Raw genomic sequence first — 18,136 nt, forward strand, 5'->3', positions numbered from 1 at the left:
TCGAAGAGCCCCCAATGCACGTATCGCCCACGCACAAACCGTCAGCATTAGAATGCCGCTCGTTGAGCAAAACCTACACAGCGACTCGAACGGTACTGGACCGCCTGGACGTCAAGCTCGCCGCGGGCGAATTCGTAGCCATCATGGGCGACTCAGGCGTCGGCAAGTCGACGCTATTGAACCTGATCGCGGGCCTGGATCGCGCCGACTCGGGCGATGTGCTGATCGACGGCACGCCGATCTCCACACTCGATGACGATGCTGCAACGCGCCTGCGTCGCCAGAAACTAGGCTTCGTGTTTCAAGCCTTCCATGTGCTCCCCCATCTGACGCTCGAACAAAACGTCGCGCTGCCGCTGCTGCTGAACGGCCTCGCGCCGCAGCGCGCCCACGACATGCTCGCAGCCGTCGGTCTCGCAGGGCGCAATGACGATCTGCCTCGCCAGCTATCGGGCGGCGAACTGCAACGGGTCGCGATCGCGCGCGCGCTCGTGCATCGCCCGACGTTGATTCTCGCCGACGAGCCAACCGGCAATCTCGACCCCGACACTGCACACGAGGTGCTCGCGCTGCTGCGCGAAGAAACCAAGGCGAACGGCGCGGCCACGATGATGGTGACGCACTCGGAAGCCGCCGCCGCTTTCGCCGATCGCGTGCTCATACTCAGCGACGGCAAGCTGCACGCCGCAGACGATCCGCAAGCGCACGCGGCTCGCCCCTCGCATGAATGACGCCGCACTCAATGCAACGGCGCCCGCGCGCCACGGCCTGGGCACGCTCACCCGCTGGCTGCTCTCCGCCGAATGGCGCAGCCACAAAGGCCGGGCGCTGATCGCGATCGCGACAATCGCACTCGGCGTCGCGCTCGGCTATGCAGTGCAGTTGATCAACAGCGCCGCCTTCAACGAGTTCTCGGCAGCCGCGCGCAGTCTGTCGGGACAGGCAGATCTGCAGGTGCGCGGCACGCAGCCCACACTCGACGAACGCGCCTATCCGCAACTCGCGACCCTGGCCGGGGTTGCACTTGCCAGCCCCGTGCTGGAACTCGACGTGACCGTGCCCGACCGCACTGCGCCGCTGAAAGTCCTCGGCATCGACGTGTTCCGTTCAAGCCGCATCGCGCCCGACCTGACGGGCGTGCCAGCCAGCGACACGACGCTCGATGCGCTAGCCGACGACGCGATCTTCCTCTCGCCCGCCGCGCAGCAATGGCTGGGCGTGCGCAGCGGCGATCGGCTGACCTTGCGCAGCGGCACCTCCGACGTACGCCTGCGCGTCGCAGGCAGCATCGTCAGAGCGCGGCCCGGACAGCGCATCGCGGTGATGGATATCGCTGCCGCGCAATGGCGCTTTGGCCGAGTCGGCAAACTGTCGCGCGTCGATCTGCAACTCGAACGCGGTGTCGATCGCGAACGCTTCCGGCGCGACTTGCAGGATCGGCTCGGCAGTCGCTTCGTGGTGGGCGAGACACGCGATGTCGAGAGCCGCACCGACCGGCTGTCGCGCGCCTATCGGATCAACATGAACGTGCTCGCGCTCGTCGCGCTGTTCACGGGCGCGTTTCTCGTGTTCTCGACGCAGGCGCTCGGCGTGGTGCGGCGGCGCGCGCAATTGGCAATGCTGCGTGTGCTCGGCATCACCCGCGCACAACTGCTTCGGCAGATCCTGCTCGAAGGCGCGTTGCTCGGCACGCTCGGTTCGATTGCGGGCATCGCGCTCGGATTTGCGCTCGCGCATGCCGTACTGCGCTTTTTCGGCAGCGACCTGGGTGGCGGCTATTTCCCCGGCGTCCAGCCGGCCGTCCGCTTCGAGCTGCTCGCCAGCGCGATCTTCGTCGCGCTTGGAATCGGCGTGTCGCTGCTCGGCACTTTGGTGCCCGCGCTCGAAGCGGCGCGCGCCCATCCTGCGCCCGCGCTGAAAGCGGGGGGCGAGGAAGCCGCGCTCGGCAAGCTGTCGACGCCGTGGCCCGCGCTCGTCTGCCTGGCGCTCGGCGTGGGGCTGACCCAGGTGCCGCCCGTCTTCGATGTGCCCGTCGCGGGTTACCTCGCCGTCGCGCTGCTGCTGATCGGCGGCATTGCATTGATGCCGCGCGTCACGTCGATGCTGTTTCGCGCACTGAGCCGCGCAGGCAACGGACGGCGGCGCGCGCCTGTGACCGCGCTGGCGCTCGCGCGGCTCGCGAATGCGCCGGGCCAGGCATCGATTGCAATGGGCGGTGTGCTGTCGAGCTTTACGCTGATCGTCGCGATGGCGATCATGGTGGCGAGCTTTCGCGTGTCCGTCGAAGACTGGCTCGCGCATCTGCTGTCCGCCGACGTCTACGTGCGCGTCGCGGCGAACGGCGACACGGGCGGCCTCAACCTGCAGCAACAGACGCAACTCGCCGCGACGCGCGGCATACGTCACGCAGCGTTTGCGCGCACATCGCAACTGCTACTCGATCCGTCGCGCCCGTCCATCGCCTTGCTCGCGCGCGAAATCGATGCGGCCGATCCCGGCGCGAACTTGCAGATCACGGGCACGCCCTTGCCACCCTCCGCGTGGCGCGAAGGCGAGACACCCGTGTGGGCGTCGGAAGCGATGGTCGATCTGTACGGCTATCGGGTCGGTCAACGGCTGACGCTGCCGATCGGCGAACACAGCGGCGTACGTGTCGTCGTGGCTGGCATCTGGCGCGATTACGTTCGGCAGACGGGCGCACTGCAAATCCGTCTCGCCGACTATCGGCGTCTGACGAGCGACACCAGCGCCACCGAAGCCGCGCTCACGCTCGATCCCGGCATCAGCGCCGCGCAGGCAATCGCCGCGTTGCGCACGCTGCCGTTCGCGAACGCGCTCGACTTCGCGCAACCCGGCGACATCCGCGCGCGCACCTTGACCATTTTTGACCGCAGCTTTGCCGTCACGTATCTGCTGGAGGCCGTTGCCATCGTGATCGGATTGTTCGGTGTCGCCGCCACATTCTCGGCGCAGACGCTGTCGCGCTCGCGCGAGTTCGGCATGCTGCGCCATGTCGGCGTGACGCGCGGACAGATTCTCGCGCTGCTCGCGACGGAAGGCGGCATGCTCACCGCGCTCGGCATCGCGATGGGGTGCGTGCTTGGCTTTGCGATCAGCCTGATCCTCGTGTTCGTCGTCAATCCGCAGTCGTTCCACTGGAGCATGTCGCTGCACGTGCCGTGGCTGCTGCTGTCCTTGCTCGCGCTCGTGATGCTCGCGTCGTCGTGCACGACAGCCGTGGCGGCGGGCCGCCAGGCCGTTTCCGTCGATGCCGTGCGCGCGGTCAGGGAGGACTGGTGATGCCGTTTCGCTTATTCGCGTTGGCGTATGTGTTCAGCGCGTCGCTCGTCTTTGCGGCCGAGCCGCAGTTCGCCGCCGTCTCGCCGGGCAAGGCCATTGAACTGCCGCGCGATGCCGGCGCGCATCCCGCATATCGCACCGAATGGTGGTACGCGACGGGTTGGCTCGACACGCCCGATCATCAGCCGCTCGGTTTCCAGATCACCTTCTTCCGCTCTGCGACGGGCCACCCGGCAACCGATCCGAGCGCGTTCGCACCAACCCAGCTGATCATCGCGCACGCGGCCCTGAGCGATCCGAAACTCGGACGGCTCGTGCACGATCAGAAGATCGCGCGAGAAGGTTTCGGACTCGCATACGCGAAGCCCGGCAACACCGATATCCGGCTCGACACATGGCGCATGATCCGCGCGTCGGACGGCCGCTACGACGTGTACGCCGACGCCGCCGGCTTCGCGCTGCATCTGACGTTCACGCCGACGCAGGCGCCGCTGCTTCAGGGCGACAATGGCTACTCGCGAAAAGGGCCGCTGGCGGAACAGGCGAGCTACTACTACAGCGAGCCGCAACTGCGCGTCACGGGCAGCGTCACGCGCCCGGCCGCCGACGGCGTCAGCCGCGCCGCCAAACCGACGCCCGTCACGGGCAGCGTGTGGCTCGATCATGAATGGTCGAGCACGCTGCTCGCACACGATGCCGCTGGTTGGGACTGGCTCGGCGCGAACCTGTCGGACGGTGCCGCGCTGATGGCGTTCAAGGTACGCGGCGTGGACGGACATGCGGTATGGGCGCATGCCGCGCTGCGCGCCGCCGATGGCCGCGTGACTCAGTACGGTCCCGGCGAGGTCGACTTCACGCCTGCACGCCAATGGCGGTCGCCGCGCACGGGCACGCAGTATCCCGTCGCGACCGTCGTCCGAACGGGCGACACCCGCTGGCAGCTGACGCCTTTGCTCGACGACCAGGAACTGGATTCGCGCGAATCGACGGGCGCGCTGTACTGGGAAGGCGCCGTCACCGTGAGTCGCAACGGGCAACAGGCGGGACACGGCTATCTCGAACTCACGGGCTACGGTAAACAACTCAGGCTCGATCGGCGCTGAGACCGGCCTCCACAAAGCGTTTAGGGGTAAACCCTTAATTTTGGAAAAGTCACTTCCACTGGATGGGCTTAATCTTAAGCGGCTACTTACCTACACTGCTTTCACACTGATCGCGAACAGGGCTGTTCGCAAAGTCAAAGCAAAGTTGGAGGTCATCATGAAGTCGCTTATCAAGGCTGTTGCCATCGCCGCCGTGCTCGCTATGCCTGCCGTATCTTTCGCTCAGGCGAACCAGCCGGTCACGCGCGCGCAGGTTCGCGCCGAACTGGTTCAACTGGAACAGGCCGGCTACCGTCCGGGCGCAGGCACGGAAGCGCATTACCCAGATGAATTGCAAGCTGCACAAGCACGCGTGAACGCGCAGAACGGTGCTGCGAGCGGCTACGGCGGGGTTGCGAACGGCGTATCGCAAGCGGGCCGGCCGGGCGTATCGGCTGCGGACTGGAATGCGATGTACGGCCGTCCGTAAGTCTCGTCGGCCCCGTTCGCTTCTATTTCGCGCCCGCCGTTTCCGTCGCGGGCGCGACTCGCCACACGACGTTGCCGACATCGTCGGCAACGAGCAGCGCGCCGCGCGCATCCAGCGCGACGCCGACAGGCCGTCCGAGCGCGTGCCCGTCCGGCGTTAGAAAGCCGGTCAGAAAATCTTCCGGGCCGCCCGCCGGTTCGCCCTTTTTGAACGGCACGAAAATCACCTTGTATCCCGCGTATGGCTTTCGGTTCCATGAGCCGTGCTGACCGATGAACGCGCCACCGCGATAGCGGTTCGGGAACAGCTTGCCGTCATAGAACGCGAGTCCCAGAGAAGCCGTGTGATTGCCGAGCGCATAGTCGGGCACGACGGCGCGTGCAACCATCTCGGGGTTCTGCGGCTTCACGCGCGTATCGACGTGCGCGCCATAGTAGCTGAACGGAAAACCGTAGAACGCGCCCTGCTTCACCGACGTCATATAGTCGGGTACGAGATTGTTGCCGAGTTCGTCGCGTTCATTGACGGCCGTCCATAGCACGCCCGATTCCGGTTGCCACGCCATTCCGTTCGGGTTGCGCAGTCCCGTTGCGAACGGGCGCATCGTGCCGCTCGCGATATCGAACTCGAGAATGCGCGCACGGTCTGCTTCCGCCTCGACGCCGTTTTCGGCGGCATTGCTGTTCGATCCGACCGTGATGTAGAGCCGCTCGCCGTCGCGGCTCGCAAGAATGTTTTTGGTCCAGTGATGGTTGATCGGGCCGGCAGGCAGATCCGCCACCTTCACGCCTGGCGACGGGATGTGCGTTTCACCGATGTCGTATTCGAAACGCAGCAGCGCGTCCGTATCGGCGACATATAGATGGTTGCCGATCAGCGCCATGCCGAACGGCGAATGCAAATCCTCGATGAATGCGTATTGCTCGTCGGCGATGCCGTCGCCATTGGTGTCGCGCAACAGCACGATCCGGTCGGGGCTCGGCACGCCCGCGCCCGCCCGCTTCTGAAACTGCTTCGTGATCCAGCCGATGAGGCCGCGCCCGGTGTCGTGCGGTTCCGGCGTGTTGGTCTCGGCGACCAGCACATCGCCGTTCGGCAGCGTGTAGAGCCAGCGCGGATGCTCCAGATTCGCGGCGAACGGCGTGACGGCAAAGCCGGGCGGTGCTGTCGGATGCGTTCCCTTCGGACGCGCCTCGACAGGTGCAACGTGGATTGTCGGGATCAGCGACGTATCGGGAGCGGGCAGTGTCGGCGACGGGCCGAAGCTCGCTTCTTCCGGTGCCGTCGATGGCGTCCCGCACGCGGCGAGCGGAACGACCAGGGCCGCGATGAAAGTGGAATGGATGCGCATGGAACCTCCAGCGTCAGCGTGGATGCGATGGGTGCAGTCGATGCAAATGAGGCAAATAGCAACTGCCCAGCAAACGTCTTGCCCAGATACAGCTATCCACAGATTCTGTTGAGAGGCCTGTGGACAAGCTTGGGGTAGCGTCCGTAAGTGCTTGATGCGGCGCGGTTTGCGTGGTGCGGTGTGGAGGCGAGCAGGCTGGACGGCGTGGCGCGATCGGGACGCCGAATTGGGACTCGTGGAGCACCACCCGGTCTCTCTTTCACGTGCTGGCCTATGCCTTGAGGTTGACCCGTTTTCACGGATAGATTTGCAGTTGGATTCAGTATGCGATGGATCCTCCTGATGACGTTGACTCGCGGGTTGTCCACGGGCGGGCGGCGGGTCGCTTCTCACGACCACGACGCTGCCCGCCGGTGGACAACCCGCGCGGCGACGATCTTTGTTTTTGCGCATGCAGGTTTTCGAATTCGAGCGGTGAGCAGTAGCCGATGCTGCTGTGAAGGCGACGAATGTTGTACCAGCTCTCCAGAAAGGAGAAGATGCGTCGCCTGGCCTGTTCGTGGGTGGCGAAGTGTTCGCGACAGAGTAGTTCGGCCTCGAGTGTGCCGAAGAACGACTCGCACATCGCGTTGTCATACGCATCACCCGCTGTGCCCATCGACGGCTGCACGCCCGCTTCGCGACAACGCCGCCCAAAGGCAATCGAGGTGTATTGACAGCCCTGATCGGAATGTAGAATGACGGCCTCGTGGCGCCGCTGCTGCAACGCCATGTCCAGCGCACGCAGCATCAGTTCCGTGTACAGATGGTTCGACATCGCCCAGCCGACGATGCGCCTGCTGAATACGTCCAGCACCACGGCCAGATACAGAAAGCCTTCATCGGTAGGCACGTAGGTCGCGTCAGCCACCCACAGCACGTTCACAGCGTCAGCGCTGAAGTGCCGGCGTACCAGATCCGGTGCGCGTCGGGCTCCCGCACGTGGGCGCGTGGTACGTGGCCAGCGGCCCCGGCTCACGCCACACAGCCCTGCCATGCGCATCAGTCGCGCTACCCGCTTGCGTCCAACGTGTACGCCTTCACGCGCGAGTTGCGCGTGAATACGGGGCGCACCATACGTGCCGCGTGAGCTTGCATGTAGGGTACGGATACGTGCGAGCAGTTGCGCATACTGCACGTGTGGTGCGACGCTTCGCGTATCCGCCACGCGTAGAAGCCGCTGGTCGAGACTCCCAACAGTCGCGCCATCGTGACGATGGGCCAGCGGGCCCGGTTCGCGCTCATGAATCCGTACCGCCCTTCGGCGGCACGGCGCCCGTCTCCCGCGCGAACCAGGCCGCCGCCTGCGAGAGAATATCGCGCTCCATCCTGAGCTGCCGGTTCTCACGACGCAGCTTCGTCAGCTCCTGCCGTTCGGCCGTGGTCAGCCCGTCGTGACGCACACCAGCATCACGATCGGCCTGCGCGACCCAGTTGTAGATGGTCTGCGCCGTCGGCTCGAACTCTTTTTCCAGGTCTTCCGGTCTGCGCCCGGCCCTTACCAGCTCCACCATGTGCGCCCGGAACTCTGCCGGGTATGGCGTACGATGTCTGCCCATTTTCGGCACCTCCTTCTCCAAAGAATAGGTGTCCGTTTTGCCGGGTCAATTTCAGCCCTGTTGGTCGCGCCTGCGGGTGGCGTCCACGTTGCAGTCGCAGCCGCCCATGTGCGTCATAAAACATCACACGGTCCTCGCCCCAGTTCTGCTTGCGGGTCGCCAGCACAAAGCGCCTGCCCCGCCATGAATGGAACGGGTGACCTCGATCTCTACACGCGCTTGAGCACCTGTACGATCTGCATTTGTGGACTTACGGGAACGGGATGGCGGAGAGCTTCGTAAAGACGATGAAGCGTGACTATGTCGCTTTCATGTCGAAGCCCGACGCAGCGACTGCGGCGCGCAATCTCGCCGTCGCATTTGAGCACTACAACGAGCATCATCCTCACAGCGCGCTGAAGTACCGCTCGCCACGCGAGTTCAGGCGCAGGACCGATTCATCAACTCAAGTGTGAGGCGGTGTCCGGAGGTACACGGGCAAATGCACTCAAAAGGACCCCGCGAAAGCGGGGCAGGTATCAGCGTTACAGTGCGCTGCCGCTATCCGAGCGCGGTTTGAGATACCAGATTACTGCCCCCGTTGACCCAAGCTCCGGTCCAGGCATGATTTCGCCCGCATTCATCGTGAATGTCTTGTTGTTCAGGTTCGGCGCGAACCATTCGCCGCTCTCGGGACACACTTCGCCGGGGCTTGCCTTGCGCATGATCGGTGCATTAAGGTTGGCGGACGGGTCAGGCGCGAAGTACTCGTCTTCCTCGTATGGAGTCTGACCACTCGCGTAGCGCGAATCTTTCCAGATCAGACGCCAGCGAACGTCCTCTAACGTATCGGTGCCTTCGAACTGGTATTGACTCGCGGTATCACCCGCAAGATAGTAGTTGGGGCAACGAACACCGATCTTTGGATTGATCGCCCATGGCTCCCATATGCCCGTCACAGGTATCTGGCGGCCACTCCAAACCTCGCCCGTATTATCTTCGTTACGCGGTGGGCATGGGGAAAGATGCGCAGGAAAGCGGATGGCTGGAATCCGGTTAATTGGCAGATCATCAAAGAAAATACTCTCGTATGTCCAACACATTGATGTCCGAGCCGTCGCTAATGGTTTACTAAGAAAGAGCTTCCCTTTTTTATTTAGCGTGCCGAAAAGAAGGGAGAGTAATGCGCCCGCTAAGGATGCCTTTCCAAAAATACCGACTGATTGTGTCTTGTCTTCCCGATACCCGAGTTTGTAGAACAGGGCTGCTGGATCGGCCGCCCCAAGCTCTTCATACTTACGCCCCCAGATATAGCTGCTGAACTTGACGCTATCGCGCAACATATCGAACGCCTCCGCGCGACGCGTGGGATTGGTCAACAGTGGTTCGGCATATTCCATCGGTTGCAGGAACCGCATGAACCGGACCAGATCATCGCTATAGTCGATTTCAACTTCGGGCCGCTTGATTTCCCGTTCGAAGTCACGCAGGAATTCGCGGTACAGATCGATTGCACGCTGCAACAGCGTCGCACTCGTGTACTTTTTGAGCAGGTAGAACGCGCGGTCGCGCGCGTCGTCATCGTTTTTCCCCGCGACATAGATAAAGGCGGACATATCAATATTCCTCAGTGTTGCGGTTGTGCGGCGTCGGTGCCTGGCAGGGCGCGGCCTGCAACTGCTGGCGCGCGGTTCGTATAGCCCTGCGGGACGGTCTTCGGCAGGGTTTGATCCTTGTCCAGCGGACGAACTGCTGCCCGGTCAACCGGCGCAAAATTCACGTCTGTCCAGTTCGTCGGCTTGACCGGCAAGCGCTTCACATACTCCTCCCACACCTTGTTATACGCGTCATCGAAATCAATGATGAACTGCGTCTCGCCACCTTCTAACCATCGCCCCAGGTCTTCGTCAAACTGGCTCGATACCTCACCGCGCCATATACGCAGGCCCGTCCAGTCTTGGGGTATGTTCGGAACACCGGCGGCTCGCAGTTCTTCGATGGTCGGGATGTGGTCCAGCGTGATATAAGCGCCGTTGTGGTTCCAGTCCATTTTGACGGCCCATTTCTCTCGCCACTCACGTCCGTTTTTCGCCATGCGGGGCAACCAGTTTTTTGAGCGTTTGGTCGTCTCGCTGACTACGCCCTTCAACTTGTAGCCAGATTTCGTGGTCCGTTCCGTATTGTCGAGTACGCGTGCCAAGACGTATTGACCTGGCCCCAGCGTCACCGCCTCAATTGGCTTCAACCTACTGAACGATTCGATAACCGTGTATGTTGCATCTTTCGTTTCGTCATTGATAGCAACGTGGGGCGCTTCGCGCAAATCCGGCCAACCTTCGACGTGGTGATAGTCCTCCAGCGATGCTGGAGGATGCGGCGCTTTCCCCGCGTCGCGCGCAAGTGTCGATAGCTGCCCCTCGGCCTCGCGTGTTGTGATCTTGCCCGATCCGACCGAAATATCTGCCCAGGTGCCCTCAACCATATGTGCGCGCACGCGGGCAAGGCAATTGTTCATGTCTCGCAGCGCTTGGGGAATCATGCGGTTTGCGGCGTTACGGATCGGCTGGAGCTTCGCTGGCATGCCCGACAGGTACGCGACGACATGCGAAGGCAGTACGTTCCCCATGTTGCGCACGATGTACTGGCATGCTCCCGAGAAGCGGTCCAGCGCGTCGGTCAATCCGTCGATAACCTTGCCCTGATATGTGGTGAAATCCAGCTTGCGCAGCCATTCATAGGCGTTACCGTGGCACATGCGGTTCACGAACAGGACAAGCTCTTCGGCCAGCTTCGCCAGGTCTTCGGATTTCTCGAATGCTCGGATGACCAGCTTTCCGACACCCTTCAGGACGCCGCCAAAGATCGGGACGACGGCAATCAGGCAGAGTACCAGCTTGATCCAGGTCCACCTGTCCTCCACCGCCTGGCGATTGTCGGCCATGTGCATCATGATCGCGATGGTGTCGCGTGCCGCCGTACCTTCGCCCAGGACCGGAAACATGCTGATCGTTGCATCGAAGACAATCTGGCCGGTGGTCTGTTGCTGGCCGAACTCCCCCTTCAACGCGCCGCCGACCCAATCGGCCGCAGCGGCAGCGTTGGCCCATATCCGTTTTCCCGTCTCGATTGCCCCAATCCGGCTTTCTGCCGGATTGCTTACTGTAATGTCACTCATGCGTCACCGTTGTTCTGCTTGTTTGCGGATGCACGGAAATCGCTTTCACCCCACTTTTTCAGAAGATTCTGCCACCGACACCTGCTGTTGAGTCGTAGACGTGATCGTAACGCCCAACTTCCTCTTCCTTAGTTGTCACTTTTCCGGTTTTCTTGTTCCGGATTTTGTAGTCTTGGTTGAAACCACGCGCTTGATAGAGTCCTCGATACCATAGATATTGTGACTTGCGTCCATAATGCTTGCCCCATGCAATACTTTAAAATGGTGTCTCAAAAGGACCCCGCGAAAGCGGGGCAGGTATCAGCGTTACAGTGCGCTGCCGCTATCCGAGCGCGGTTTGAGATACCAGATTACTGCCCCCGTTGACCCAAGCTCCGGTCCAGGCATGATTTCGCCCGCATTCATCGTGAATGTCTTGTTGTTCAGGTTCGGTGCGAACCATTCGCCGCTCTCGGGACACACTTCGCCGGGGCTTGCCTTGCGCATGATCGGTGCATTAAGGTTGGCGGACGGGTCAGGCGCGAAGTACTCGTCTTCCTCGTATGGAGTCTGACCACTCGCGTAGCGCGAATCTTTCCAGATCAGACGCCAGCGAACGTCCTCTAACGTATCGGTGCCTTCGAACTGGTATTGACTCGCGGTATCACCCACAAGATAGTAGTTGGGGCAACGAACACCGATCTTTGGATTGATCGCCCATGGCTCCCATATGCCCGTCACAGGTATCTGGCGGCCACTCCAAACCTCGCCCGTGTTGTCCTCATTACGCGGCGGGCACTTCGAAAATTGCGCTGGGAAGCGGATGGGCGGTATGGCATTAGACGGCAAATCATCAAAAAAAATGCTTTCATAGGTCCACCGTTTGATTGAACGCGCATCATGCTTGTCACTCAAGTAAAGAACAGACGCTTTATTTATTGTTGTCAATGCAACAGACAATAGTGAACTGGAAAGATTTGCTTTTCCAAATACTCCGATTGAATCTTCAGGGTTACGACGATAGCCAATTTTGTAAAACAAGTCGTTCGGATCATCTGCCCCAAGCTCTTCATACTTACGCCCCCAGATATAGCTGCTGAACTTGACGCTATCGCGCAACATATCGAACGCCTCCGCGCGACGCGTGGGATTGGTCAACAGTGGTTCGGCATATTCCATCGGTTGCAGGAACCGCATGAACCGGACCAGATCATCGCTATAGTCGATTTCAACTTCGGGCCGCTTGATTTCCCGTTCGAAGTCACGCAGGAATTCGCGGTACAGATCGATTGCACGCTGCAGCAGCGTCGCACTCGTGTACTTTTTGAGCAGGTAGAACGCGCGGTCGCGCGCGTCGTCATCGTTTTTCCCCGCGACATAGATAAAGGCGGACATATCAATATTCCTCAGTGTTGCGGTTGTGCGGCGTCGGTGCCTGGCAGGGCGCGGCCTGCAACTGCTGGCGCGCGGTTCGTATAGCCCTGCGGGACGGTCTTCGGCAGGGTTTGATCCTTGTCCAGCGGACGAACTGCTGCCCGGTCAACCGGCGCAAAATTCACGTCTGTCCAGTTCGTCGGCTTGACCGGCAAGCGCTTCACATACTCCTCCCACACCTTGTTATACGCGTCATCGAAATCAATGATGAACTGCGTCTCGCCACCTTCTAACCATCGCCCCAGGTCTTCGTCAAACTGGCTCGATACCTCACCGCGCCATATACGCAGGCCCGTCCAGTCTTGGGGTATGTTCGGAACACCGGCGGCTCGCAGTTCTTCGATGGTCGGGATGTGGTCCAGCGTGATATAAGCGCCGTTGTGGTTCCAGTCCATTTTGACGGCCCATTTCTCTCGCCACTCACGTCCGTTTTTCGCCATGCGGGGCAACCAGTTTTTTGAGCGTTTGGTCGTCTCGCTGACTACGCCCTTCAACTTGTAGCCAGATTTCGTGGTCCGTTCCGTATTGTCGAGTACGCGTGCCAAGACGTATTGACCTGGCCCCAGCGTCACCGCCTCAATTGGCTTCAACTTACTGAACGATTCGATAACCTCATATGTCCTCGCCCCTGATCCTCTGTCTTTCCGAACGTGCGAGTTTTCGCGCAAATCCGGCCAACCTTCGACGTGGTGATAGTCCTCCAGCGATGCTGGAGGATGCGGCGCTTTCCCCGCGTCGCGCGCAAGTGTCGATAGCTGCCCCTCGGCCTCGCGTGTTGTGATCTTGCCCGATCCGACCGAAATATCTGCCCAGGTGCCCTCAACCATATGTGCGCGCACGCGGGCAAGGCAATTGTTCATGTCTCGCAGCGCTTGGGGAATCATGCGGTTTGCGGCGTTACGGATCGGCTGGAGCTTCGCTGGCATGCCCGACAGGTACGCGACGACATGCGAAGGCAGTACGTTCCCCATGTTGCGCACGATGTACTGGCATGCTCCCGAGAAGCGGTCCAGCGCGTCGGTCAATCCGTCGATAACCTTGCCCTGATATGTGGTGAAATCCAGCTTGCGCAGCCATTCATAGGCGTTACCGTGGCACATGCGGTTCACGAACAGGACAAGCTCTTCGGCCAGCTTCGCCAGGTCTTCGGATTTCTCGAATGCTCGGATGACCAGCTTTCCGACACCCTTCAGGACGCCGCCAAAGATCGGGACGACGGCAATCAGGCAGAGTACCAGCTTGATCCAGGTCCATCGGTCCTCCACCGCCTGGCGATTGTCGGCCATGTGCATCATGATCGCGATGGTGTCGCGTGCCGCCGTACCTTCGCCCAGGACCGGAAACATGCTGATCGTTGCATCGAAGACAATCTGGCCGGTGGTCTGTTGCTGGCCGAACTCCCCCTTCAACGCGCCGCCGACCCAATCGGCCGCAGCGGCAGCGTTGGCCCATATCCGTTTTCCCGTCTCGATTGCCCCAATCCGGCTTTCTGCCGGATTGCTTACTGTAATGTCACTCATGCGTCACCGTTGTTCTGCTTGTTTGCGGATGCACGGAAATCGCTTTCACCCCACTTCGGCTTGTAGTCGGGATTTGGTTCATTGGCCTTGACCTGCACCGGGCGCGAATCCGGCCCGATCTTCATCCTGCCGGCACCGACAGGCGCGCTACTCAGATCGGCGTGCCCCGCGTTGTCAAGCGTGCCGCTGTAGCGTTTGCCATCGTCGTAACGAATGTCGAACTTCGCACCCTGGACCGGTTCGCCGTCGTGATACAGATGCGACAGTGACGACTTGTCGGTGTACGTCTTCGGCGCGAACGCAGGAGGCGTGGACCGCGGGCCGTCGGTTGAATGGTCGGCGGCGTGAACGAGAAATTTCCCATTCGTAGCGCCAAGCAATCCGGCAGCGCTCAGTTCAACGGTCGTTCCCGCGCCGTTAAAGCGTATGCCCTTCATGGCGGTCAGATTGATCCAGCCATCCTCGCTCGTGATTTGAACGTCTTTCTTCGCTATTACGTCGATGTCGTCGCCCTGGGCCTCGATGCGGATTTTTCCCGATGCGGCGACAAGCATCATGCCCGCCTTGCGCACGAACAGCGAAATCCTTTCGAGCACCGAAGCGTGAAACGACTTGCCCGCCGCAATGCCGATGCTGCGCCCAGTCGTGATGGCAGTGTCCTCGTCACTCTGGATATGCGTACTGCCCGCCGTGGAAGTTCCAATGCCTGCGGGACTCGAAAGCGCGATAAGCGGAGTGGCAAACTCGGGGAAATCATTGGGGCCGCCCTTTGCTGTGCCGCGAAGGTCGGCGGTCTGCTGCTTGATGGAGCGCGTTACGTCACTCTGGTCTGCGTCGGGTATCTGTGCGCCGTGCTGCTGCGCGAGCCCCACCAGCCCCTCGTGCATGTCGCGCGCCTGCGTCAGACGGGTGACAGTTTCGCCCGCATCCTTGGCCTTCCCTTCTGCATTGGGGCGCCCGTGCGTCGTGATAAAGATGCCCATCGCGGCGCGCACCGAACCCCAAAAATCGGTGCGCAGGTCAAAGCCTTCCCCGCGAGCATCCTTTAGCCCCTCGTTACCTAGGAGGCGGCGAATAAAGCCGAGGCTTAACTGACTTGTGCCATGATCGCTCGAGAGTTGCGCCTGAAGTTCGTTCTTCGTATCAACCAGCGCGAGATGGTTGGCGCTGTGGCCGCCTTCCATTCGACTACGGAATCCAGATACCCACTGGTTAAACGGCAGTTTCCATCCCGGCGTGTTGCGCTTGTTTGCGCTGCTCGCAACAATGAACGGCATGTCGGGATTTCCGTTCACATAGCCGATTAACACCTGGCTGCCAATGCGCGGCACAAAGGCGGATCCCATCTGGCCGTTTTGCCACGGCTGCATGGGTAATACCCATATAAAGGCGTCCTGATCCAGCTTGCCTTCGCGGTCGGGTATCAGTTGGCACTTCACACGACCGTACACATCGGTCCATATTTCCTGATTTTCCGGGCCGGTGACGATGGCGTACTCGAAACCCGCCTGGGATGGCCAGGGCGTTTTGTGCGGCATGCGGAAATATTCACGCGTGGGCTGGATTTCGAAATCCGTCTCGCAGCGAAACGCCTGGCCGGTGCCGCTGGCCTGATCGTTTTCCTCAATCGTCAATGTTGCAGATACAACCAGATATTCCTGGTTCGATTTCTGGTACGGGTGATCGGTCAGATGGAATGTACGTCCAACCGTCAGCCCGCGGATATTACCGTGTCCCTTCGCACGCAACCCCTGGCAACGTAGTGCCTGCATCCGCACCATCGCAACATTACGTGCATCGTCGCGGGTGTCTTCGGGAGTGGAGTCAAATCGCGCCTCCTCGAGACGCGGCTGGCTCACATTCGCATACGTATAGACCTCTTGGTCGGCCCGCGCAGTGTCACGCGGGTCGCGAAAATCCTCACGCAGAGGGACTGTCGAGGGCGCGACACGAGGCTCCGTGTAGTCATGATCGACAACGGTAATCTTGCCTTCGGTCTGACGGCTCGTTACGTCAAGGCGGTCGACGTGTTCTTCGTCAATGCGGTCATTGGTTGAAAAGCGGATCTGCTCATAGGCTTCACCGTGCGGGTGAAATGCGCCCATGGTGTCGGCAATGACGATCCGGTGAAAGCCGTTTTCGTGCTCGAACCAGTAGAACAGCCCGTAGTGCTCACACAGGCGCTGTACACTGGTCATGTCTGCTTCCCAGTGTTGACGTATCAGGTCGCGCCGTGGATATACCCGCTTCCCGTAATGCGGTCCGCCAATGCGCCAGTCAATTGCGATGGGATAATTTCCAAGAATCTTGCCGATAACGTCCGTGACAGTTTCGCCCATGAAAATCCGGTAGTTGCTACCTTTGGCGGCTTCGGCCAATGCGGGCTCAACCTCGAATTCATAAACCATGGATCGGCCGTCACGGCGTACAAACCGGGCCGCGCTGACGCGTCCGGTAATCTCGCGCGTATAAAAACCAATGTTGCCGCGTCCTGTGTCGCCAGGCATGCCGGGAATGGGAGTCGCCTTGCCCGGAACGTCTATGAATATCGTGACCTGAGTTCCAACGATGCTGTCCAGGTCAATCGTGGTGTTGTCGGGAAACGAAGGTATGTCTATGTCCGTTCGCATGCGGACGGTGTAGCTAAAGAGTTCGCCTATCGCCTCGCGGCCATGTAGATAGATCGGAATCAGCACTGGTTTGGGCGACTCCTCGAATTTGATGTTGACGCGAGGTGGCGTCCATGTCGGGAGAGCATCCCCGCTTATCGAAAGCGTGCGTGCGGGTGCCCTGTACAGAAAGGGGAAACGTTCGTCTTTCATCGCATCCCCTTACGCGCGAACCAGTGTGGCCCCGCAGGCCGTCTTGTCGCCAAGGTACGCCACACGCGTACCGCGATGCGTGCGTTTGCCCGTCGCAATGATAGGGTACGTGCCACCACATTTCGGACATTCGGTGAGATGCCCATCGAGCGCAACACGTATTCCCATATGCGTCAGATTATCAGCGGCCTGGATGATTTTTCCTCCGTGATCGGTTGAATCACCGAACCGGGCCACGTCCCGGCCTTGTACGTCCTTCATCGAATGTCCCATGGAAGTCACCATGCACAAAAAAGCGTGCCCCAAATCTTTTGATGCTTGCCCAAATTTTCGCGAAAAGCAATCGAACAAGCTTTAAAGATGGTCAATTCAAATGCGCCTTACATAAAAATCACACCCTGTGATATATGGCGCGTCGTCATGCTTCGGTAAGTGACTTGTCATCCCCTGCCGCTTCCAGCCGAAGATCGCGCCAATCAGCACGGTCACGAGCAGAATGGCGCACCCCCCATCACATCCCACAGCACCGCCCCAACGGCATCCATAGGATTCCTCTGTTTTTGAGAGATAGCAAAATCGGGATTTACAGCCATCCCCTCAGTGCCGCACCGGCTTAGTGAGCGCGAGCATGCGCCATTCTTCCTCGTCCTCACCAGCTTCACGCTGCCGCCCGAACAACTGCGCAGCGAGCCGCATGCGCGCCTTGATGCCATGCAGCTTCATCAGCCGCTGAATCCGATCCTTGCTCACGCGAATGCGTTGCGCAAGCAGCTTTTTCCACACGCGCGGCCAGCCGTACTCGCCTTTGGATTCGGTGTGGACGGCGCGAATATGGACCAGCAACGCGCCGTTGCTGATGCGTCGGCGCGGCCGATCAGGATCAACGTCGATTACGGTTGTGATAACCGCTGGGACTGACACCCAGCGCCTGGCAGGCCACCGAAACCGGCCATTGCCGGCTATGTCGTTCGATCCACGCGCACCTCACACCGCCCCCCCTTCGCAAAGTACGCCGTCGCTTTTCCCAGGATATCGCGCTCCATCTTCACGCGGGCCAGCTCGGCGCGCAGCCGGGCAATTCCATCTGTTCGGCTGACACCTGCTTGCCCGTCCCGTTGAGCTTGCCCGCATCGTCGGCCTTGATCCACGCGTTCAACGTCTGCGTACTGATGCCCAGAATCTTCGCCGTCGCCGCCTGGCTCTGGCCGTTACGCACCATCCGCACCGCTTCAATCTTGAATTCCAGCGTGTACCGCGCCCTCGGGTTACCCATTGCTAAATCCTCCGTTGCTGAGGTTTTACACACTCTCAGTAACGGATACGTTTTTCGAGGGCAAGGTCAGTCTCCAGTGATTCAGGAGTCTGCTGGAACAGCACCCGCAGGTACAAGCCAGAATATGGTTGGA

General features: G+C 60.6%; 11 protein-coding genes and 4 pseudogenes. 5 read left to right on the plus strand and 10 right to left on the minus strand.

What is annotated here, in order from left to right:
* Nucleotides 1-14 precede the first annotated feature (14 nt).
* From BPHY_RS18340 to BPHY_RS18355, 4 genes are all read left to right on the plus strand, one after another.
* Nucleotides 15-731 carry an ABC transporter ATP-binding protein gene (locus tag BPHY_RS18340; RefSeq protein WP_012402939.1) on the plus strand — a complete coding sequence of 239 codons (717 nt, stop codon included), beginning with the start codon at nt 15-17 and terminating at the stop codon, nt 729-731.
* The gene (locus BPHY_RS18345) at nt 724-3,300 is read left to right on the plus strand and encodes an FtsX-like permease family protein (protein WP_012402940.1); all 2,577 of its coding nucleotides are present in this window, start codon (nt 724-726) and stop codon (nt 3,298-3,300) included. Before BPHY_RS18340 ends, BPHY_RS18345 begins: the two co-directional genes overlap by 8 nt.
* Nucleotides 3,300-4,403: a lipocalin-like domain-containing protein gene (locus BPHY_RS18350; RefSeq protein ID WP_012402941.1), complete on the plus strand. Its 1,104-nt coding sequence runs from the start codon at nt 3,300-3,302 to the stop codon at nt 4,401-4,403. The genes BPHY_RS18345 and BPHY_RS18350 overlap by 1 nt, the downstream gene beginning before the upstream one ends.
* 157 nt (nt 4,404-4,560) lie before the next feature.
* Complete coding sequence (locus BPHY_RS18355) at nt 4,561-4,872, plus strand: DUF4148 domain-containing protein (protein WP_012402942.1); 312 nt, start codon at nt 4,561-4,563, stop codon at nt 4,870-4,872.
* 22 nt (nt 4,873-4,894) lie between these two features.
* Here the strand turns inward: BPHY_RS18355 and BPHY_RS18360 are convergent, their stop codons facing one another.
* The 3 genes and pseudogenes from BPHY_RS18360 to BPHY_RS44230 all read right to left on the minus strand — a co-directional run.
* Nucleotides 4,895-6,223, minus strand: a complete 1,329-nt coding sequence (locus tag BPHY_RS18360; protein ID WP_012402943.1) for a PQQ-dependent sugar dehydrogenase — start codon at nt 6,221-6,223, stop codon at nt 4,895-4,897.
* Between the two features lie 451 nt (nt 6,224-6,674).
* A pseudogene (locus BPHY_RS39620) lies at nt 6,675-7,821 on the minus strand (IS3 family transposase); the annotation flags it as partial.
* 109 nt (nt 7,822-7,930) lie between these two features.
* Nucleotides 7,931-8,008, minus strand: a pseudogene (locus BPHY_RS44230) (hypothetical protein); the annotation flags it as partial.
* A gap of 70 nt (nt 8,009-8,078) precedes the next feature.
* Between BPHY_RS44230 and BPHY_RS18375 the strand changes: the two are divergent.
* A pseudogene (locus tag BPHY_RS18375) lies at nt 8,079-8,276 on the plus strand (integrase core domain-containing protein); the annotation flags it as partial.
* A 69-nt stretch (nt 8,277-8,345) separates the two neighbouring features.
* Here BPHY_RS18375 and BPHY_RS38745 read toward each other — a convergent pair.
* The 7 genes and pseudogenes from BPHY_RS38745 to BPHY_RS39625 all read right to left on the minus strand — a co-directional run.
* Nucleotides 8,346-9,416 carry an Imm72 family immunity protein gene (locus BPHY_RS38745; RefSeq protein ID WP_012402945.1) on the minus strand — a complete coding sequence of 357 codons (1,071 nt, stop codon included), beginning with the start codon at nt 9,414-9,416 and terminating at the stop codon, nt 8,346-8,348.
* 11 nt (nt 9,417-9,427) lie between these two features.
* Nucleotides 9,428-10,975 carry a hypothetical protein gene (locus BPHY_RS18385; protein WP_012402946.1) on the minus strand — a complete coding sequence of 516 codons (1,548 nt, stop codon included), beginning with the start codon at nt 10,973-10,975 and terminating at the stop codon, nt 9,428-9,430.
* Between the two features lie 306 nt (nt 10,976-11,281).
* A complete protein-coding gene (locus BPHY_RS38750) occupies nt 11,282-12,349 on the minus strand; it encodes an Imm72 family immunity protein (protein WP_012402947.1) in 1,068 nt (355 codons plus the stop codon).
* Between the two features lie 11 nt (nt 12,350-12,360).
* On the minus strand, nt 12,361-13,908 hold the full coding sequence (locus BPHY_RS18395) for a hypothetical protein (protein WP_012402948.1): 1,548 nt from the start codon (nt 13,906-13,908) through the stop codon (nt 12,361-12,363).
* Nucleotides 13,905-16,730 (minus strand): type VI secretion system Vgr family protein, encoded by a 2,826-nt coding sequence (locus BPHY_RS18400; RefSeq protein ID WP_012402949.1) that lies wholly within the window; start codon nt 16,728-16,730, stop codon nt 13,905-13,907. The genes BPHY_RS18395 and BPHY_RS18400 overlap by 4 nt, the downstream gene beginning before the upstream one ends.
* A gap of 9 nt (nt 16,731-16,739) precedes the next feature.
* Nucleotides 16,740-16,991 (minus strand): PAAR domain-containing protein, encoded by a 252-nt coding sequence (locus tag BPHY_RS18405; protein WP_012402950.1) that lies wholly within the window; start codon nt 16,989-16,991, stop codon nt 16,740-16,742.
* A 429-nt stretch (nt 16,992-17,420) separates the two neighbouring features.
* Nucleotides 17,421-18,003: pseudogene (locus tag BPHY_RS39625) on the minus strand (IS3 family transposase); the annotation flags it as partial.
* Nucleotides 18,004-18,136 lie beyond the last annotated feature (133 nt).

This window comes from Paraburkholderia phymatum STM815 (assembly GCF_000020045.1).
In the GTDB taxonomy this organism is placed as follows: Bacteria; Pseudomonadota; Gammaproteobacteria; order Burkholderiales; family Burkholderiaceae; genus Paraburkholderia; species Paraburkholderia phymatum.